This is a genomic window from Chryseobacterium sp. GTID13, assembly GCF_056172655.1.
Map to the genome: position 1 here is coordinate 104,630 of NZ_JAOCMB010000007.1, position 20,932 is coordinate 125,561.

Sequence of the window (20,932 nt, forward strand, 5' to 3'; positions counted from 1 at the left end):
ACCAGAATTTTTAATTTTTTCGAAATTCATAAAGGAATTTTTACTTAATTTTGGTCCAAAGCTATAGCTTGTAATATTTTTTTTATTTTCACTTTTAAGAAAATTACAATATTCAATCATTTAAAAAATAGACACAATTAATTGACAATCAAATATTTATAATCCAAAAATTTACAATGACAGAAGTCTTACCCGTTTCATGTAAGCCCGTTGCACTTTGTCACTTGCCGTGTCTTTCCAGTTCTTGGTAAAAGGAACATCATCCAAAGAATCCAGTGCTACGATCTCAGCTGCTGTGCCACAGAAAAAAGCAGCATCAGCACCTCTCATTTCTTCAGGTTTAAAGAAGCTTTCCTTAACGGGAATATTCAGCTCACTGCAAATTTCAAAGACCGTCTGTCTGGTAATTCCCGGCAATATATTTCCTTTTGCAGGGGTAAATAATGTTCCATCTTTTTCGTAAAATATATTGGCTCCTGAACTTTCAGCAACATTGCCGTTTTCGTCAAGCAACAGGGCTTCATCGTAACCTTTGTCTTTAGCATCCTGACAGGCCAGAATAGAATTAACGTAATGTCCGCCTACTTTGGCTTCCACTTTAAAGGCTTTAGGATTCGGACGCTGAAAACCTGAGGTCATGATTTTCATTTTGTCCGCTAGATAGCCGTTGCTCCATTCCCAGGCAAGCAGGGACAGATAGGATTCTTTTCCTTTTGAAAGTGACATATTGGGAGAACAGGTTACGAGCGGTCGGATGTAAGCATCACTGAATCCGTTTCGTTCTAAAAGTTCATAGGTAAGGTCTGTAAGCTGGGAGACTGAATAATGAAATGGAATATGCATAAGCTCTGCTGATCTTTTAAGCCTTTCATAGTGCTCTTCTGCCTTAAAGATCCTGGTTCCCTGTTCGGTGCTGTAGGATTTTATCCCTTCAAAAACGGAGTAACCGTAATGCAAAGATTGCCCGTAAAGGTCCGTTCCAGCTTCGCTTGCCTTGAGAAAGTTTCCATTAAAATACACGATAGTGTTGTCGCTGTAATACATTGTATAGGGTTTAAAAAAATTAACAAAAGGAAATAAAAAAAGCCCTCTCACGATGTGAGAGGGCTCAGATATGTACAGTCATAATCTATCCTTCTCACCAACGCAAGGGAATAATAATGACGATAATAATTACTGCTAATAACTGATTCATAATTTCTGAAATAAAAAAAGCCGTTTCATATTGAAACGGCTTCTATATAATTTAAATTAAAATATTTTACAATGCCGTTTCCTTACTGCTGCTAATAACAACAATAATAGTAGAAATGACCATAATATTTTTCTGATTCGTAAAATTCATACTGCAAATGTATAAACTTTTAATTATTACGCAAGCTTTTTTAACACTTTTTATTTTTTTCACAAAATTGCCTGATCGTATCTGTTGCTTCAGCTACATCATGTACCCTTAGAATCCGGGCTCCCTGCTCCAAAACTTTCATATGGAGTTTCTGAGTTTCTTCATTGATGTTCAGAGGAGATTTCCCAAGGGGTTTATAGATAAATGATTTTCTTGAAATACCTATCAGTAAAGGAAACTTACCAAATCCAAGATATTCAGTTTCATCGATCATTTTCATCTGGTCTTCTACTGTTTTTCCGAAGCCAAACCCCGGATCAAGAATAATATCTTTAACTCCTTTTTCAAGAAGTTCGCTGGTTTTCCTGGAAAAATAACGGTTGACCTCGAGGGTAATATCTTCAAATTTTATTTTGTCATGCATGATTTCATAAGATGGGTTTACATGCATCAGAATGTAAGGAAGTTTTGTTGCAGCTGCTGTATCAAACATTTCAGGGTCAAACTGTCCTCCGGAAATATCATTAATGATGTCGATTCCTTCATTAAATCCGAATTTTACGGTTTCTGAGTAGAAGGTGTCAAGTGAAATCAATGCTTGCGGGAACTCTTTCTTAATCTGAGAAATGATGTTTCCTATTCTCTCAATTTCTTCTTTGCTGCTCAGAAATTCAGCATGCGGACGTGTAGATTGTGGCCCGATATCAATGATTTCTGCCCCGTCTTTCAAAAGTTTTTCAGTGTGCTCCAATGCAGCTTTCTCACTGTTAAACTTTCCGCCATCGGAGAATGAATCCGGAGTCAGATTCAGGATTCCCATGATTTTTGGGGTATCTAGTTCTACCAGTCTTCCATTGCAGTTGATGGAGTGATGTTGTGTGGGAGGGTTTGAGGGTTGGAGAGTTGGAGGGTTGGAGAGCATGTTTATGGGTGATGATTGATGATTGATGATTGATCTGTATTCTGCAAAATTACTACTTATTGGGGAATGTTTGCTGTTGCTGTTTTTTTAGTTGCTGGTTTCTGGTTATTAGTTTTTAATTTTTTTTTCGTTTAAATGATTCAAGCCATGAAAATTAAGACTTTAAACATCAAACTTTAGACTTTGAACTTTGAACAATACAATTGAAAATACTACTTCTATTCTTTAAACCGACAACCAGCAACTAAAAAACCAGCAACCAGCAACTCTTAAACCTTCCACCCCGAAACTCGAAACACGAAACACGAAACCAAACGCTGACAAAAATCAATCACCGATTCCTGCTACCTAAAACCTAATTCGTATATTTGGGAGATTAAGAAAATTTATGTCAGAAACATCAGTACAGTTCGGGAAAGTTATCAGTCAGTGCCGTGATCTTTTCAGCAAAAAATTACAGGATTATGGGGCAGCATGGAGGGTTTTGAGACCCAGCTCCATTACGGATCAGATTTACATTAAAGTCAACAGGATCCGCACGCTGCAGATGACGGATAAAAAAATGGTGGATGAAAGTGAAGAGGATGAATTCATTGCGATTGTAAACTATTCTATCATCGGGCTTATTCAGCTTGAAAAAGGACTTTCGAATGATTTTAATGAAAATAAGGAGGAAATTTTAAGCCTTTATGATCAATATGCTCATGAAGCCAAGGCTTTAATGGAAAGAAAAAACCATGATTACGGTGAAGCATGGAGGGATATGAGAATTTCATCCATTACCGATCTTATTTATCAGAAGGTACTGAGAACGAAGCAGATCGAGGATAACCAAGGGAAAACTATTGTTTCCGAAGGCCTGGATGCCAACTATTTCGATATGCTGAACTATGCAGTTTTCTGCCTGATCAAGTTCTCTGAAAAAGAACCAACTTCCGAATCCAAAAAATAATTTAATATGATCAAAGGTTTATTACGTTTCATTATTGCTGTTATATTCATTCTTTCAGGCTTCGTAAAAGCGGTGGATCTGGTAGGATTTTCTTTCAAGATGGAGGAATATTTTGCACCGCCGGTTTTCAATATGCCTTTCCTGGAAAGGTTTGCGCTTCTGTTCTCGATTATTGTGGTAGTACTGGAGCTTTTCTTAGGTTTTATGCTGCTGCTAAAACTGAAGCTCAAGTTCACGCTTTCAGCATTAATTGCGCTTTGTATCTTTTTTGGATTTCTCACGTTCTATTCTGCCTATTTCAATGTAGTAACGGACTGCGGGTGTTTTGGTGATGCCATAAAGTTTACCCCATGGCAGAGTTTCATTAAGGATATTGTGCTTCTTGCAGGCCTTATTATACTGTTTGTCCTTTATAGAAAAGAATTTATTAAAAAGGATGCCTATGGAAGTACTGCAAAGGAATCTTCAGGTAAGTTCAAATATGTTCTTTTAGGACTTTTTTCTGTCATTATGATTTACATTATGGCTCAGGGAATTATGCATGAACCGGTGATTGATTTCCGTGATTATAAGGTAGGTACTGATATTAAAGCTGAAAAGGGAAAAATTAATAAAAATCCGTCTGAATACAAGACTTTTTATTCGCTTAAAAATCAAAAAACCGGAGAGGTTCTGAAGGTAAATCAGGATGATTACATCAAAGAAACAAAATACTGGTCGGAAGGTTCTCCATGGAAAATTGAGGAAGGGAAAAACGAATCTGTTCTGACGAAAGAGGGCTATAAATCTGAAATCGGAAAGTTCAAAATTGAAGATCCTACGGGTATGGAACTTACGGACGAAATCATTAACGCCCCAAAAGCCGTGCTTGTGTTTTCTTATCACCCGAAAGAGGTTCCTGCGGATCTTTTCCGTGAGGTTGAAGCCAAAGTGAATGCTCAGAAAGGGGCTGTTATTTATGGTATTTCCACAGATCATAATACTTTTAAAACCATTAAAAATGCTATGATGGACGGAACTGCAATCAAAACAATTGCGAGAAGCAATCCATTTGTCCTGACATTGGAAAAGGGTAAAATTGTAGACAAACAGCCTGCAAAAGACTACGTGAAGTAGGATGTTGACGGTGAATGGTGAATCGTCAATAAGTGAATTTTAAAACAGACTGTTTCGGAGTGAAAGACTAATGAATAAATTATTCAAATATCAAATTTAAACACTAAACTTAAACATACATTTAACAATGCAAAAATCAAATAAATCAATCGCCGGTTATCACCTTTTAATGATCCTTTCTTCTGTGGATGGAGAATTTGCTCCTGAGGAAGGAATGCTGGTTCAGCAGTATATGGCGGACGAGTTTCCATTCAGGATGAATCTTGACAATGAGCTGGAAATACTGGCTCTTTTACAGCCTGAAGAGTGGAAAGATCACTTTGAGTTCCATGCCAGATGCTTCCATGACGATTCTACGGAAGAGGAGCGTGTAAAGTTTGCCCAATTTGCCAAAACGCTGATCAAAGCTGACAATAAGGTAACTGACGAAGAGCATACGTTCTACAAGCTTTTGAAAAATCTGTGGAATTTAGCGTAAAGGGTTTGATTATCAGAAGAAATTAACAAATAATTTACTGCAGATTGTTATGCTATTTAATGAATCTGCATACAATATCAATAAATAACTTTAATAAGACTATGAGAAGAAAAATAGTTGCAGGAAACTGGAAAATGAACAAAAATGTCATTGACGCCCAACAGTTAATGATTCAATTACTGAGCTATAAAAACAATCACACCACGAACTGCGAAGTATGGATCGCGCCGCCTTCTTTATATTTAATGATGGCGAAAGATATCTTCGAAAAAGATGAGATCGGTGTATTTTCTCAGGACATGAGCGAGCATGAAAGCGGTGCTTACACAGGTGAGCTTTCTGCAGATATGCTGGAATCTATCGATGTAACCGGTTCACTGATCGGACACTCGGAAAGAAGACAGTATCACGGTGAAACAGATTCCCACTGCAACAGAAAGATCAAATTAGCTCTTGATAAAGGACTGATCCCTGTATACTGTAACGGTGAAACACTTGAACAGAGAAAAGCGGGACAGCATTTTGAAGTGGTAAAAAACCAGACTGAGGTTGCTCTTTTCACTCTTTCTGCCGAAGAGATCAAAAAAGTAGTGATTGCTTACGAACCTGTTTGGGCAATCGGTACCGGAGAAACGGCTACTCCGGAGCAGGCTCAGGAGATCCATGCACACATCAGAAGCATTATTGCTGCAAAATACGGTCAGGAAGTTGCCGATGAAGTTTCTATCCTTTACGGAGGTTCCGTAAAGCCTGATAATGCTAAAGAAATTTTCTCCCAGCCTGATATTGATGGAGGATTAATCGGAGGCGCAGCTTTAAAACTGGAGGATTTCTCTAAAATTATTGAAGGATTTAATTCGTAGGTTTCGGCTAATGCCGATGGGATTATAATTTTTCATTCAATGGGCTGAAGCCCACTGCTATTGAATGTTTTATAATCTTATACAATCAAAAACGGCGGCATCTTCGATGCCGCCGTTTTCTTTAAAAAATCTAATTATTGAATATCGACTACATACATTGTTCCTTTATCTACTTTCCCGGTTTTAGGTAGAATCTTGGCTTTCGGATTGCCGTTGCCGTCGTCTAAAATCCCAAAATCGTCATCATTGAAGACTGCCAGTTTATTATTTCCCAAATAAACAATGCCTTCAAATTTATCATGCTCATAGCCTAATTTTGCAACCAGATCTACGGCTAAGACTTTGGACACCGGTTTTATCCCGGCAGTGGCAATTTCATCCCAAGTGGATTGTTCCAGCGTTTTATTATTGATTTTCATTCCGTCTACAGCTGTAATATCGGTTCCGTTGACATCTGAAGCACCGGAAATATTAATCCTGTATACTTTTTGGTCCCGCCCTGCGATCCGAAGTTCCCGTCTCTTTCGATAACCAGGAATTCTGTATTGCTGATCGCTGTAATATCACATATCGAATCTGAACCGCCGCCGTTTTGCTTATACAGATACTGCTTGGTTTGGCCGGTTGCAATATCGAAAGTGACGATTCTTGTTAAGGTTGTGTTTGTGGCTAAGGCTTTAGTCGGCACATACATGGTAGATTGTATTGTTCCTACCAATGTTTTTCCGTCCGGGGTGATGCATAATCCTTCCATTCCTCTGTTGGCTCTTCTTTTTGCCAGAACAGCAGGCAGTTTTCTTGGTCCGGTATTCACTCCTATCGGGCTAATTCTTTCAAGTTCTACTCCGTCTGCGCTATAATGTACGATGTGCGGACCGTATTCATCAGACACCCAAAAAGTTCCGTCTGCTGCTGCTACAATGCTCTCGCTGTCCAGTCCGTAATTATCCGTTCCTAGAACATTTCCTGACGAATCATAGGCTGTTTCTCCTGTACTTCCCATTCCTGCAGGGTTTGGAAGGCCGGTAATCGGTTTGCCTGAAGGGTTTTTCAGTTTAATATATTTAATAACTTCAATATTCCCTTCTGCATTGATCTTAAAATGCATAATGGTTGGGGTAAAATTCGGGGCTGGAAATTTCTTGCCGTTCAGATAGTCTGTATTCGGACCACGGTCGGTAATGACATAAAATTCCCCTTTTCTATTTGGATGTGCGGCTGCACCGGAACCGAATCCGCCGTTAATGACATCTACTCCATTAACCGTCACCAGATTTGAAAAAGGAAATTCCTGAGGAAGCTTGGCATAATTGATATCCTGGTTGTTCATCTTATCGTCATCTTTACACGATACGAGTGCTGTGAACAGTACAGCGGATAACAGCAGTTTTTTCATATTTACTTTTATGCCGCGAAAATATACATTGATTGTAAACTGAGCCTGAACTTAATGATAATTATATTTTAAGAATGTTTGCTGAATGGTTTGACTTTTTAACCACCCCGTCAAAAATTCTTTGAATTTTCGCCACCCCTCCACGGGAGGGGAATTTTGATCCGACGAATTTTTGTCATTATCATTATGAAAATCTCTGATTTTCAAAGAACTTAAGTGGTCTTCTGTTTTCAAGCTTTTAAACTTCAAAATAACTAAAGTGTAAAAAGACCTTTTACTTCGTTTATTGGTTAAAATAAAAAACGCACCTCATCGGTGCGTTTCAATATTCCTGAAAAGGAAATTATTTTTTCTCTGTAGATCTCTGTAAAACCTCGTCTACCATTCCGTAGCCTTTTGCTTCCTCGGAAGTCATCCAGTAATCTCTGTCTGAAGCTTTTTCAACCCAGTCGTAGGTTTGGCCTGAATGCTGAGCAATAATGTCATAAAGCTCTTTTTTAAGCTTTAACATCTCTCTCAGGTTGATCTCCATATCGGAAGCTACCCCTTGAGCACCTCCTGAAGGCTGGTGAATCATTACTCTTGAGTGTTTAAGCGCTGAACGTTTTCCTTTTTCTCCTGCCACGAGTAAAACGGCTCCCATTGAAGCTGCAATACCTGTACAAATGGTGGCTACATCCGGCTTAATGATCTGCATGGTGTCATAAATTCCCAAACCTGCATATACGCTACCGCCCGGAGAATTGATGTAGATCTGAATATCTTTTGATGGATCTGCACTTTCTAAGAACAGAAGCTGTGCGGTTACGATGTTAGCAACCTGATCGTCGATGCCTGTTCCTAAAAAGATAATTCTGTCCATCATCAGACGTGAAAATACGTCCATCTGTGCAACGTTTAATCTTCTTTCTTCCATGATATACGGCGTAAGGTTCGTTGGGCCGTACATTCCCATATACTGATCGGTAGCCAGACCGCTGTTTCCTAAATGTTTTACAGAGAAATCTCTGAAGTCTTTTTTAATGTCCATATTTCTATTATGTATTATTAACTATTTTTTTCAAAGTTTAAATTACAACTTTTATTCCTAAAATTTTATAGGACTTTTTGTCACAGAATATCTGCCTGATGATCAGCAGAATGTCTGTAATTTATCTTTTCCTATCAACGTAGATGCCTTTGATGGGCGAATATTCGATAATATTGCTCAATCTGATCGAGGCTTGCTTCAGCAGGGTGATCTTTTTAATCAGTTCATAGTATTTGGTTTCATCTGTACCTCTGTACTCGTCCAGCTGCCGCGCTGTTTCTTTAATCAGGTAATCAATGTACCTGTATTTATGCAGCAGGACGTCGCCTTGTACCTGTTCGGCTATTTTGTCTCCGTAATTGGGTGGATAGATATTCCTGGAGCCCCAGTTTTCAAGTTCATCCAGAGGCATTAAGGCATCAACCACCTTGGAAGTAATTTCTTCATCCATAAATGTCACAAAAAAATTGCCGCTCCTCAGTTCATCTTTCTGGATACCCTCTTTTACCTGGTTGATGATAATTTCATTTCCTTTTACCAGAAAATTATACTGTTCTTCTTCAAAATGCATCAGGATTTCTTCAATAACCGTAATCTGATACTCTTCATTCTTTTCATTTCTCCTTTTCAAAACAATATCTCCAAACATCAGCATATGATCAACCAGTTTGCTTTCCATAAACAGGACATCATACAAATAGGGATCTTCTTTTTCTTCATCTAAAGGAACAATTTCCAGCTTGGGCTGAACTTTTTCCTTCTGCTGCTGAACATGCTGGTTCTGTGTGATCTGCTTCTGAACATCCAGCTCATTGAAAAGACTCTGCTCGGAAAGTCCGAATTTATTGGAAACTTCTTTCAGATAGACTTCTCTTTTCAAAGCGTTCTGAACAAAACCGACGGATTTTACAATATCCCTGATGGCTTCAGCTTTTTTGATAGGATCATTCCCGACTTCCTTTAAAAGAATCTCAGCTTTAAAATCAATAAAATCCATCGCTTCATTTTCGATGAATTTTTCTACATATTCCTGCGAATGTTTCCTGGAAAAGGAATCAGGGTCGTCCCCATCCGGAAAGAGGAGAACACGGATGTTCATTCCTTCGGTCAGAAGCATATCAATACTCCTGAAACTGGCTTTGATTCCTGCATTATCACCGTCAAAAAGAATGGTTACATTTTCTGTAAGCCTTTTGATAAGTTTGATCTGCTCCGTTGTCAGGGATGTTCCTGAACTGGCCACTACATTCTCAATTCCGGACATATGAAGCGCAATGACATCCATATATCCTTCCACAAGAAGACATACATTTTTTCTTGAAATCGCCTGCTTACTCTGGTTTAATCCATAAAGTACATTGGATTTGTGGTAAATTTCCGTCTCCGGGGAATTGAGGTATTTGGCTGTTTTTACATTATTCTTCAAAATTCTGGCTCCGAAGCCTAAAACTCTGCCCGAAAAACTATGAATCGGGAAGATCACCCTTTCCCGGAAACGGTCGATTCCTGAGGGTGTATTTTCGGGAAATATAGACAGTCCGGACTTTTCAAGAATTTCTTTTGTATATCCTTTTTCTTCGGCATACGCTGTGAAAGCATTTTTCTTCTCGGGTGAATACCCAAGCTGAAATTTCCTAATGATATCATCTTTCAGCTCACGCTCCCTGAAATACGCCAAACCAATACTTTTTCCCTCCTCCGAGTCCCAAAGTATTTCCTGATAGTAGCTGTTCGCCACTTCATGAATTTTATACAGCTGGTCTTTCTCTGTCTGGGCATTTTTTGCTTCTTCAGAAAACTCGCGCTGATCCTCTTCAACTTCGATTCCGTATTTTTTTGCCGCGTGGCGAAGAGCTTCGGGATAAGTAAAGTTTTCGATCTCCATCAGGAAAGAAATGGCAGTTCCCCCTTTACCTGTCGAGAAATCTTTCCAGATCTGCTTGCTTGGCGATACTACAAAACTCGGTGATTTTTCCTCATGAAAAGGACTGAGTCCTTTGAAATTAGACCCCGCTCTTTTCAGCTGAACGTACTCTCCTACAATTTCTTCTACCCGTATCGTTGAGAAAATTTTATCTATGGTCTGCTTGGAAATCATGATGTAAAATTAAGAAATTAGTTTTTCAATGTTAAATTTAAATTTCCAAAAAAGCCATAATTTTCTGTCAAAACCTTATTTTTGATGTTTTATATCTTAGATAAAATTGGATACCTTCAATGATCAACGATTACAAAACATTTAATATCTATATCCCTTCTAAAAATTTTGTCTGGACAAGATCAAGAATAATTTTGATTTTAATGACCATTTCTTTTGTTTCTATATTTTTTCTGTTGTATATTTTAAAAATTCCTGAAAAGCAGATTCCTAGATGGTTAGGGTTGAGCATTTTTGCTCCTATGCTAATTGGCTTTTTAGGATATCTTATAAACATGTGGTTTCCGGAAGAACTAAAAGGTAAAATTGAAGGAAAACTTATCTTTGAAAAAGAAAAAATAACCATTGATAATGAAGTTTTTCTTATTAAAGATTTAAAATATATTGAAATCATCCAAAATGATCATAAAGGCCGCTACATTTCCCGCAATGCTTTTGATGGAATGTTTTCACAAGGCTGTAATAATATACTTAAAATAAGACTTTTAAATAATCTGGAAAAAAAATGTTTCTTTCAGATTAATCATCCACGGGAACTTTTGCAAATATCAAATCAGCTAAATTTTTATATCGAAAACGGCTTACTCACCAAAGAAGCAAGAAACACTACATTAAACTATAATTGGTATGGATTTTACAATCAATAAAATTGAAGACTGGCAGGAAGTTGTCGACAGCATCATTCCGCAATTAAAGTATAACATTCTCCTTTTAAAAGGGAATCTGGGCGCAGGCAAAACGACATTTACCCAGTTTCTTCTTAAAAAACTGGGAAGCAGCGATGAAGTGAACTCTCCTACCTACTCCATTGTCAACGAATATAATACCCCAAAGGGAAAGGTTTACCATTTTGATCTTTACCGTTTAAAAAATATCGAAGAGGTGTATGACATCGGCATCGAAGAATACCTGGACAACGCTTTTTTATGCATCATAGAATGGCCTGAAGTGTATGAAGAAGAGCTGTATGGGCTTAACTACCACACTATGAGCATTGTGAATACGGGTGATGAAAGAGAAATTTTATTCGAGTAAATATTATGTATCTTTGCTTACTAATTCATAGTAAAATAACAACCTGTAAGATCTAATTTAATTAAAGAATGAGTACTACAAACATTTTTACTCCTTTTACTGAAGAAGAATTGATGCCGAAGGAAGAAAAATTGGAAGTTATCAAGAAAGGAAAACAATTCAGCATTGGTATTCCTAAGGAAACCTGTCTTAATGAAAGGAGAACGTGTATTACTCCCGACGCTGTGCAGGTACTGGTAGAACATGGCCACGAGCTTATTATAGAAGCAGGCGCCGGAGAAGGTTCTTTTTTACAGATCTTCAGTATTCCGAATCCGGAGCAAAGATCACCAATGATCCTAAAGAAGCTTTCGGGCAGGATCTTATTTTAAAGGTCAACCCGCCTACGGAAGAAGAGATTGAATACATGAAGCCTAATACCTATCTGGTTTCAGCCCTTCAGATCAATCTCAGGGACAAAAATTATTTTTTAAAGCTGGCAGAAAGAAAAATCAACGCCATTGCATTTGAATTTATTGTAGACGAGTACAAGCAGCTTGCTTTGGTAAGGCTGGTGGGTGAAATTGCAGGAACGGTCTCTATTTTATATGCATCAGAGCTCCTTGCTTTGTCAAACGGCTTAATGCTGGGCGGCATTACAGGAGTAAGACCTGCAGAAGTTGTTATTTTAGGAGCAGGAATCGTGGGTGAATTCGCCACAAAAGCAGCCATAGGACTTGGAGCGAGTGTAAGGGTTTTCGACAATTCACTTTCAAAGCTGAGAAGACTTCATACCCTTGTAGACAGCCGCGTTCCGACTTCCATTATCGATCCTAAAGAATTAAGCAAAGCATTAAGACGTGCAGATGTTGTTATCGGTGCCCTTCCAAGATTGAATATGACCCCGATCGTTACAGAAGAAATGGTCACAAGAATGAAAAAAGGCAGCGTTATTATTGATATTACGATAGACAACGGCAAGGTGATCGAAACCTCTGAGCTTACAACGATGGATAATCCTTACATCATTAAACACGGCGTGATCCACTGCGGACTTCCGAACCTTACCTCCAGAATGCCGAGAACCACGACCAAAGCAATCTCCAATTTCTTCCTTTCCTATATCCTGAATTATGATGAAGAAGGCGGTTTTGAAAATATGCTGATCCGCAAAAACGAAATGAAACAGAGCTTATATATGTATAAAGGAAGACACACTAAAAAAGTGATCTGCGACCGTTTCGGACTTACCTATCATGATATCAATCTTTTAATTTTCTAATGAAAAAACTTAAATTCTATTTAATAGGCCTTGTTCCGGGGCTGCTTATTGTATTTTTTATTTTAAACAAAAAAGGGGCAAGCTGCAGCGGGTATCTTCCCAACAGCCGGGTGATTGCAGAAACCCTTTCTAAAGAGTTTACCTACTCTGAGGATTTCAAAAAAGGAATGATTACTTATAAAATTGATGAAAAATTTGTAAAAGACAGTATCATTACCAAAGGAAAAGTGGATTTCGACAGAAGTCATGCACAGAAAAAGCCTTGCCCTGACTATGTTCTCAACTATCCTGAAAAGAACCCTACTTACGAAATTACGTTCGAAAAATGTGAGGAAACAGCGACTCTAAACAGCCTGAAAAAACTTAAATAATCCTGATCTTTTAGTTAAATTTGCAGAAAGATCATTAACGCTATTTTTATGGAAGGCAATTACTACATGATCCACGATTATCTGATATTCATTGGAGTTTTTGCTATTTTCTTTCTGCTTACCGTGAGTATTTACCTGCTCAGCCAAAACAATAGGATCAAACAGAGAAATACCCGCCTTTCCGAAACCAACAAGCTTATCGAGCAGAAACTGAATGAAGTACAGCTGGAGCACATCGGTACAAAACTGAATCCGCACCTGTTTAAAAATATCCTGAATTCCGTACAATCGCATGCTTACCAGACGTATATGTCCTTGGATAAGCTCGCCAACGTCCTCGATTATATTCTGTACGAAAGCAATAATAAATTTGTAAGCCCCAAAGAGGAGTTAGATTTTGCCTTAAGTCTTATTGAAATCAATAAAATAAAGGTTAATCCCCTTTTCGATTTCAGGATTAAATCTAGGATCGATAAATCTGATACCCTCTATGAAGAAAAGGTTTTTGCTCCCCTGATCTCCGTTGACCTTATTGAAAATGCCTTCAAGCATACTGATTTTCTAGCCCAGGATTCTTTTATCTCAATTCATATGGAGCTTGAAAACAGGATTTTCGTGATGAAAGTAAGCAACAAGGCCTCTTTAAAAAACAGCCTTGCAAAGGAAAACAGCGGCTTCGGAAGCCAGTCTCTGGATCAGAGACTTAAAATGATCTACAACAACCACTACCACCTGGAAAAAAGCTCGAAAAACGGTATATTCACAGCAGAATTAAAAATCAATTTAGGAGAATTCTATGATAAAATGCGTTATTCTTGATGATGAATTACTGGCCATCAGCTATTTAAAACTTCTATGTGAGCAGATCGAGAATGTAGAAGTGGTAAAAGCATTTAATGATCCTAAAATTTTTCTGAACGAAATAGACAGCCTCGACTGTAATCTCTGCATCCTTGACATTGAAATGCCGGGCATGACAGGACTTCAGGTAGCAGAGCGCATTTCCGGATCTAAAAAAATCATATTCACCACCGCCTACAAAGAATATGCAGCAGAAGCTTTCGATCTTAATGTGGTAGATTACGTGAGAAAACCCATCAAAAAAGAAAGACTGATCCAGGCCTTTGAAAAAGCAAAAGAGCTGGTAGATGTTCCTCATAAAAAGGATTTAATTGAATGGAACACCAATATCGGCAGAACAGTGATTTTCACGGAACAGATCACTTACATTAAAACCTCTGAGATCGACAGCCGCGACAAAGACATTATCCTGAACGACGGCACCACCATCGTCCTGAAAAACCTGACTTTTAAAAATCTTCTTGAAATGCTTCCTCCCAAAGATTTCGCACAGGTAAATAAAAAGGAGATCATTGCCCTGTCTTCCATCAAAGCTTTTTCTACCAACGAAATCATTACCACTGTTCAGATAGAGAATAATTCCCTGAAACTACAGATTGGCGATGCTTATAAGCACTCATTAATGGAACTGTTCGGAAAGTAACTTCAATTTCTCCAATTTTGTGGTATCTGATATTTGTAGGATTCATTTCTCTCTTATTCCTTTCTATCAGTATATTTTATTAATGAGGGGTGATTTTACAAAAAGCATGCTTGTCGAAATCCATTTTATTACATTTTTCAGAACATTTATTACATTTTAAAAAGAGAAGTTGTTTACATCAATATATTCTTATCAACTTTGCATTAAAATATAGGAATCATGAATTGGGGAAAATACAGAAACATTATCTTTTACATCAGTACCATTGCATTCTTTTCATGTCTGATGTACTGGTTTTTTATTGAGGGTAAAACGTTGGAGATAGGAGAAAACATTACTCCTGGTAAGACCACAGGCACCACCATGTGGGAAAACTTCTCGGATTCATTTCTTACCAATCTTCATCATCCTCTCGCACTGCTTCTTGCCCAGATCGTTACCATTATTCTGGTAGCCAAACTTTTCGGATGGATCTGTGTAAAGCTTAAACAGCCCTCAGTAATTGGAGAAATGATTGCAGGTATCGTACTGGGTCCATCTCTTTTCGGGCTTTATTTCCCGGAACTTTCAGCTTTTATTTTTCCAAAAGAATCATTGCCTAACCTGCAGTTTTTGAGTCAGATCGGTCTGATTCTGTTTATGTATATCGTAGGAATGGAGCTTGATCTGAGTGTACTCAGAAAAAAAGCGCATGATGCTGTGGTGATCAGCCATGCAAGTATCATTATCCCTTTTGCACTGGGAGTCGGGCTCTCTTACCTGATTTATAAGGAATTTGCCCCGGAAGGAATTCAGTTCAGTTCCTTTGCCCTCTTCATAGCTATTGCCATGAGTATTACAGCTTTTCCTGTGCTGGCAAGGATCGTTCAGGAAAGAAACCTTCATAAAACAAAAATAGGAACCGTTGTGATTACCTGTGCGGCGGCAGATGATATTACGGCATGGTGTATCCTGGCGGCAGTTATTGCCATTGTAAAAGCCGGATCTTTTTCAGGATCATTATTTGTAATCCTGATGGCCATTCTGTATGTATTCATCATGATTAAGGCAGTAAGACCGTTCCTGAACAGAATCGCCGAATCCCAGAAAGGAAAAGGTTTCATCAATAAAGGACTGGTTGCCATCTTTTTCCTTGTACTGATTATATCATCTTATGCAACAGAAGTTATTGGTATCCATGCACTTTTTGGAGCATTTATGGCCGGTGCGATCATGCCTGAGAATGTAAAATTCAGAAATCTTTTCATAGAGAAAGTGGAAGATATTGCTTTGGTATTATTGCTTCCTCTTTTCTTTGTATTTACCGGATTGAGAACCCAGATCGGGCTTCTGAATGATCCTCATTTATGGAAAATCGGGGGATTAATCATTCTTACTGCGGTAGTCGGTAAATTTGTAGGAAGTGCACTGACTGCAAAATTCCTGAATATGAGCTGGAAAGACAGCCTCACCATTGGTGCACTAATGAATACCAGAGGGCTTACAGAGCTGATTGTTCTGAATATCGGATATGATTTAGGCGTTTTAGGCCCAGAACTGTTTGCCATGCTTGTGATTATGGCACTTTTTACCACCTTTATGACCGGGCCTTGTCTTGATCTCATCAATTATCTTTTTAAAGGTAAAAAATCAATGATAGAAGAAGATGAAGAAGAAGAAGAAAATGATGCCAAATACAGGGTTCTGCTATCTTTTGAAACCGCCAAGTCAGGAAGTACCCTCATTCATCTTGCAGATAACCTCACGCGTAAAATGAACGGGAATAAAAGTGTAACCGCCATGCATATTGCCCCTGTTGATGAACTTCACACTTTCGACATCAATCACTATGAAAAAGAGCAGTTCAAAGAAATTATCGAGACTTCACATGATCTGAATCTGGAAATAACTACCCTCTTCAAGGCTTCCACAGACATTGAAAACGATCTTACGAGCATTTCAAACAAAGGAAATTACGATCTCCTTCTGATCATGCTTGGCAAATCGATGTACGAAGGAAGTTTACTGGGCAGGCTGCTGGGGTTCACCACAAAGATCATCAACCCCGAAAAGCTTTTTAATACGGTAAAAGGAAAAGGAAATATTTTCAATAACTCTCCTTTTGACGATTTCACGCTGCAGATTCTTGATAAAACCAATATTCCGGTAGGAGTTCTGGTGGAAAAAGATTTCAAATCGGCAGACAAGGTGTTTATCCCTATCTTTAACCTGAGCGATTTTTACCTTCTTGAATATGCTAAAAGATTGATTAATAATAACAATTCGCAGATTATCATTCTGGATGCAGCCGGGCAGATCCGCAACAATATCGAAGTGAAAGAACTGATCAGAAGTATTGAACAGGTAGCGCCGAATCATATTACTTTATATAACGAAAAAAAGATTGAAAAAGAGTTTCTTAACTCCCAGGACCTGATGCTGGTTAGCAGCAAAAGCTGGAAAAACCTGATCGATACTAAGAGTCTCTGGCTGTCTGATATTCCTTCAACCTTAATTATCTCTAATCCATAAATAAGAATAAACAGTACCTTTACAGAAAATTTAGTATGTGCCGATATGCTATGGTGGCTTATAAGCCGCATTATGCGTGTTTCAGCTGTCAAAAAACCTTTAAACGCTATTTGTTGAAAGATATTAACAGGAATGCAGACACTTCTGTTGATGCCAAATGCCCGCAATGTGGGGAATTAATGGCCAATATGGGACTGGATTTTAAATCTCCTGCAAAGAACGATGACAAACAGTGGCAACATATCAAAAGCCTCTACCGTGTAGGAATTACCTTTCATTCCTGCGGATGTTCCGGGCCCGGATATATTCCTGAAGACAAAGAAACCCTGATTTCTTATCTGGAAAAGATCCGCTCCGATTATCAGCAATCTCTTACATTCTGGAGAAACCGTACCGAACCCGAAAATAAGACAGAACGCGAAAAAGATTATCAGCGAAACTGGCAAAAGCTATCAGCTATTAGCAATAATGCTAAAAAGGAAGGGGTAAGCAACCTTGAAGGAATAGATTACTGGATTAAAAGAATCCATGAAGTAGAAGAACGCCTGCGTCTTGCTGCCCAATAAAAGAATATCACTATTTTTAAGCATTCTTCCTGTAGTAAAGAAACTGAATCTAATATTTTATATGAAAAAAATAAGTCTGGTCTGCCTTGGCCTTTTCATTTTTACAGCCTGTAAAAATGAATCAAAAAAACAGGACATGAAACTTTAATTGCTAAAAAAGACAGTATTCCTGCTCAAACCCACGTTACAGAAAATATACCTGCAGCTAAAACCAAGGAAACTCCTGTCCTGAAAGAATGCACGGAAAAGCAGATTGAATACGAGACCGAGCAGGAATGTATCTTTAAAAACACCAGCATTGCGCAGGTTTATCAAAGAACTATAAAAGATAACGAAATTGAAAAGGCAGAACTTCTATTGGCCGTTCTGCCGGAAAAAAGCGTTACAAAAGAAATAAATAACGACGGACTTATCTCTATAAGCTATACCGTTTCTCCTAAAAAGACAGACATTGAATTCCAGTTTGAAGGCGGCGTAACCACTTTAAGCCTGGAACAGCTTGATAAGGATGTAAAAAGAATAATCATCCACAGTGCCGATTAATAAAACCGGAAAATCAAAATAAGAATTAGAATTAAAATATCCTGAGTTTAAAAAATATTTTATACCTTCGCTCTGTGAATTTCAATAACGGAACATATTATTATAGAATTTTTAACTCAGATCTGGGCTAGGATTCTTATGAACATAACTTAAAACCTCGTCCCAGGACGGGGTTTTTTATTTTAAAAATTTAAAAAGATGAAAATAAGTATTATTGGTACAGGTTTAATCGGGGGTTCGATGGCTTTAAAATTAAGGGAAAAAGGCATTGCAGATTTCATCTACGGAATCGATAATAACCAGCAGCATATCAGTGAAGCACTGAGTCTTAATATTATTGATGCCGGTACTGATCTGGAATATGGTATTAAAAATGCCGACTTTATTATTATCGCTGTCCCTGTGGATGCAGCCAGAAAGCTATTGCCCGGAGTGCTGGACCTCATATCCGATAAACAGACTGTGATGGATGCCGGATCTACCAAAGCCGGAATTGTAAATGCCGTGAAAGATCATCCCAAGCGTTCAAGGTTTGTAGCCTTCCACCCGATGTGGGGTACAGAAAACAGTGGTCCCGGATCTGCCGTTTCCGAGAGTTTTACCGGAAAGGCCGGAGTAATCTGCAATAAAGAAGAATCTGCTGCCGATGCTCTTCAGTTGGTTGAAAAAGTGGCAGAAAACCTGGACATGCACCTGATCTACATGAATGCCGAGGATCATGACATTCATACGGCATATATTTCCCATATTTCCCACATTACTTCCTATGCTCTGGCCAATACTGTTCTGGAAAAAGAACGCGAAGAGGAAACCATTTTCCAGCTTGCCAGTTCCGGTTTTTCCAGTACGGTGCGTCTTGCCAAATCTCATCCCGAAATGTGGGTCCCAATCTTTAAACAAAACAAAGAAAACGTACTGGATGTTCTGAATGAGCACATCACCCAGCTTAGGAAATTCAAGGCTGCACTGGAAAAGGAAAACTATGAATACCTTGAAGAGCTGATCAGCAATGCCAACAGGATCAGGGGAATTTTGAGGTAATTTTTTTGGAGAAAAGGTGAAAAGGCGAATTTGCTGATTTGCTAATTCGATGATTTGATGATTTGATAATTCGATGATTTGATGATTGGCTAAATAACTAAAAAAGGGCAAAACCGGTTAATACAATCAGTTTTGCCCTTCTGCTTTTTTACAATTTAGCCTTTTCGCTTCTTAACATTCAGGAACGTTTACTGCAATAGCTAATCCGCCTTCTGAAGTTTCCTTGAAACGGTCACTCATGGACAAAGCGGTTTCCCACATGGTCTGAATTACCTCATCCAATGTTACTTTTGCCTTTGCAGGATCACTTTCAAGGGCAATATTGGCTGCTGTGATTGCTTTCATGGCTCCCATTGTATTTCTTTCGATACATGGGATCTGTACAAGTCCTCTGATAGGGTCGCAGGTAAGCCCTAAGTGGTGCTCCATAGCAATTTCCGCCGCCATTAATACCTGGCCTATGCTTCCTCCTAAAATTTCCGTGAGCCCTGCTGCTGCCATCGCAGAAGAAACTCCTATTTCCGCCTGGCATCCGCCCATTGCAGCAGAAATCGTTGCATTTTTCTTGAATAAAGTTCCGATCTCACCGGCTACAAGCAAAAATCTTACGATATCATCCTCACTTGTAAATTCTGTAAAGGCCTGGGAATACATTAAAACTGCCGGAATCACACCGCTGGCACCATTCGTAGGTGCTGTGATGATTCTTCCGAAGCTGGCATTTTCTTCATTGACTGCAAGCGCAAAACAGGCAATCCATTTATTAATATTCGTGAAATTCTCTTCCGCATCCACAACCTGCTGAAACCACTCATCAATATTGGTATAGATCTTATCTCCCAATAGCTTCCTGTTAATCCCCGCGGCTCTTCTGGTAACGTTTAAACCTCCAGGTAAAACGCCTTCTTTATTAACTCCTTTGTAGATGCATTCTTTGATATTTCTCCAGATATTCAAGGCTTCCTTTCTTGTTTCTTCCTGGGATCTCCAGCTTTCTTCGTTAACAAGGATCAGGTCTGAAAATCTTTCAAAGCCTAACTTTTCACAGTATTTTATAATATCCGAGCCGTGATGACATGGATATAAGGTTCGCACACAGTGTTTCTGGATAGAGTTTTTTCCTGGCTGGCAATAAATCCTCCGCCTACAGAATAAAAATCCTGAACAAGCTCGGTTCCGTCTTCAAAAACCGCTCTAAAAATCATTCCGTTAGGATGAAAATCAAGGGATTTATGCATATTTAAAACCAGATGGTGCCCATAAATAAAAGGAATTTCTTTTTCTCCTCCCAGATTAATGATCTGGTCTTTTTTTATTTTTTCTATTTTCTCATCAATTTTTGAGGTATTGATGGTTGTAAAGTCTTCACCGTTCAACCCGAGCATTCCGGCAATATCTGTTCCGTGCCCGATCCCCGTTTTGGCCAAAGAACCAAAGAATTCGAGGAAAACTTCCTTTACCTCTTCAATTGATCTTTCTCTTTTTATAATTCTGATGAATGCTAACGCAGCATTCCAAGGTCCCATCGTATGCGAGCTGGACGGGCCTATTCCTACTTTAATAATTTCAAAAACCGATATTGATTCCATAAATCACTGTTCATTTCCACTGAAAACAAAGATACATGATAAAATATTAATACCATCAGTCTCAAATTAGGTTTGTTATTAATTTAACCTGAGTTCGGGTTAAGATATTTTCGTTTGTATAATAAGATCAGGAAGTTTGAAGCCGGAAGAGGGAAGTTATTGAAGTCCAAAGACAAAAAATCCCGCGGTTTTTATTATTTTTTTAATCCTTCAACAAATTTAAGGGTTGATGTTTAATATCATTGTCTAAT

17 protein-coding genes and 3 pseudogenes are annotated in these 20,932 nt (G+C 38.4%); 14 read left to right on the forward strand and 6 right to left on the reverse strand.

The genetic code is table 11. The annotated features are described in order from the left end of the window. Nucleotides 1-171 precede the first annotated feature (171 nt). Together N4G44_RS19560 and folP are read right to left on the reverse strand one after the other, a co-directional pair. Nucleotides 172-1,044 (reverse strand): aminotransferase class IV, encoded by an 873-nt coding sequence (locus tag N4G44_RS19560; protein WP_474929197.1) that lies wholly within the window; start codon nt 1,042-1,044, stop codon nt 172-174. Nucleotides 1,045-1,385: 341 nt separating this feature from the next. Further along, the gene (gene folP, locus N4G44_RS19565) at nt 1,386-2,267 is read right to left on the reverse strand and encodes a dihydropteroate synthase (RefSeq protein WP_474929199.1); all 882 of its coding nucleotides are present in this window, start codon (nt 2,265-2,267) and stop codon (nt 1,386-1,388) included. 388 nt (nt 2,268-2,655) lie between these two features. On the opposite strand from folP, the gene N4G44_RS19570 reads away from it, so the two are divergent. The 4 genes from N4G44_RS19570 to tpiA all read left to right on the forward strand — a co-directional run bounded on the left by N4G44_RS19570 (nt 2,656) and on the right by tpiA (nt 5,676). Further along, complete coding sequence (locus N4G44_RS19570) at nt 2,656-3,219, forward strand: DUF1599 domain-containing protein (RefSeq protein ID WP_474929201.1); 564 nt, start codon at nt 2,656-2,658, stop codon at nt 3,217-3,219. A 6-nt stretch (nt 3,220-3,225) separates the two neighbouring features. Beyond that, nucleotides 3,226-4,335: a BT_3928 family protein gene (locus tag N4G44_RS19575; RefSeq protein ID WP_474929203.1), complete on the forward strand. Its 1,110-nt coding sequence runs from the start codon at nt 3,226-3,228 to the stop codon at nt 4,333-4,335. A gap of 127 nt (nt 4,336-4,462) precedes the next feature. After that, the gene (locus N4G44_RS19580) at nt 4,463-4,813 is read left to right on the forward strand and encodes a TerB family tellurite resistance protein (protein ID WP_474929205.1); all 351 of its coding nucleotides are present in this window, start codon (nt 4,463-4,465) and stop codon (nt 4,811-4,813) included. 101 nt (nt 4,814-4,914) lie between these two features. Continuing rightward, complete coding sequence (gene tpiA / locus N4G44_RS19585) at nt 4,915-5,676, forward strand: triose-phosphate isomerase (RefSeq protein WP_474929209.1); 762 nt, start codon at nt 4,915-4,917, stop codon at nt 5,674-5,676. 134 nt (nt 5,677-5,810) lie between these two features. On the opposite strand, the pseudogene N4G44_RS19590 reads toward tpiA, so the two are convergent. The 3 genes and pseudogenes from N4G44_RS19590 to dnaG all read right to left on the reverse strand — a co-directional run bounded on the left by N4G44_RS19590 (nt 5,811) and on the right by dnaG (nt 10,200). After that, nucleotides 5,811-7,072 (reverse strand): annotated as a pseudogene (locus N4G44_RS19590) (esterase-like activity of phytase family protein). A gap of 343 nt (nt 7,073-7,415) precedes the next feature. Further along, a complete protein-coding gene (gene clpP / locus N4G44_RS19595) occupies nt 7,416-8,102 on the reverse strand; it encodes an ATP-dependent Clp endopeptidase proteolytic subunit ClpP (RefSeq protein WP_040995771.1) in 687 nt (228 codons plus the stop codon). 121 nt (nt 8,103-8,223) lie between these two features. Further along, on the reverse strand, nt 8,224-10,200 hold the full coding sequence (dnaG, locus tag N4G44_RS19600; RefSeq protein ID WP_474929211.1) for a DNA primase: 1,977 nt from the start codon (nt 10,198-10,200) through the stop codon (nt 8,224-8,226). A gap of 119 nt (nt 10,201-10,319) precedes the next feature. Between dnaG and N4G44_RS19605 the strand changes: the two genes are divergently transcribed. The 10 genes and pseudogenes from N4G44_RS19605 to N4G44_RS19650 all read left to right on the forward strand — a co-directional run bounded on the left by N4G44_RS19605 (nt 10,320) and on the right by N4G44_RS19650 (nt 19,092). Then, entirely contained in the window at nt 10,320-10,907 is a 588-nt protein-coding gene (locus N4G44_RS19605; RefSeq protein ID WP_474929213.1) for a hypothetical protein, read from the forward strand. Continuing rightward, nucleotides 10,888-11,295 (forward strand): tRNA (adenosine(37)-N6)-threonylcarbamoyltransferase complex ATPase subunit type 1 TsaE, encoded by a 408-nt coding sequence (gene tsaE / locus N4G44_RS19610; protein ID WP_474929216.1) that lies wholly within the window; start codon nt 10,888-10,890, stop codon nt 11,293-11,295. Before N4G44_RS19605 ends, tsaE begins: the two co-directional genes overlap by 20 nt. 68 nt (nt 11,296-11,363) lie before the next feature. Further along, nucleotides 11,364-12,556 (forward strand): annotated as a pseudogene (locus N4G44_RS19615) (alanine dehydrogenase). Then, nucleotides 12,556-12,927, forward strand: a complete 372-nt coding sequence (locus N4G44_RS19620; protein WP_474929218.1) for a hypothetical protein — start codon at nt 12,556-12,558, stop codon at nt 12,925-12,927. The pseudogene N4G44_RS19615 and the gene N4G44_RS19620 overlap by 1 nt, the downstream one beginning before the upstream one ends. Before the next feature lie 48 nt (nt 12,928-12,975). After that, nucleotides 12,976-13,746, forward strand: a complete 771-nt coding sequence (locus N4G44_RS19625) for a histidine kinase (protein ID WP_474929220.1) — start codon at nt 12,976-12,978, stop codon at nt 13,744-13,746. Next, nucleotides 13,724-14,431, forward strand: a complete 708-nt coding sequence (locus N4G44_RS19630; protein ID WP_474929222.1) for a LytR/AlgR family response regulator transcription factor — start codon at nt 13,724-13,726, stop codon at nt 14,429-14,431. Before N4G44_RS19625 ends, N4G44_RS19630 begins: the two co-directional genes overlap by 23 nt. 219 nt (nt 14,432-14,650) lie before the next feature. Next, on the forward strand, nt 14,651-16,942 hold the full coding sequence (locus N4G44_RS19635; RefSeq protein WP_474929224.1) for a cation:proton antiporter: 2,292 nt from the start codon (nt 14,651-14,653) through the stop codon (nt 16,940-16,942). Between the two features lie 113 nt (nt 16,943-17,055). Beyond that, entirely contained in the window at nt 17,056-17,508 is a 453-nt protein-coding gene (locus N4G44_RS19640) for a hypothetical protein (protein ID WP_474929226.1), read from the forward strand. Between the two features lie 357 nt (nt 17,509-17,865). Then, nucleotides 17,866-18,051, forward strand: a complete 186-nt coding sequence (locus N4G44_RS19645) for a hypothetical protein (protein ID WP_474929229.1) — start codon at nt 17,866-17,868, stop codon at nt 18,049-18,051. Nucleotides 18,052-18,249: 198 nt separating this feature from the next. After that, a complete protein-coding gene (locus tag N4G44_RS19650; protein WP_474929231.1) occupies nt 18,250-19,092 on the forward strand; it encodes a prephenate dehydrogenase in 843 nt (280 codons plus the stop codon). 171 nt (nt 19,093-19,263) lie between these two features. Here the strand turns inward: N4G44_RS19650 and N4G44_RS19655 are convergent. Beyond that, nucleotides 19,264-20,681, reverse strand: a pseudogene (locus tag N4G44_RS19655) (L-serine ammonia-lyase). Nucleotides 20,682-20,932 lie beyond the last annotated feature (251 nt).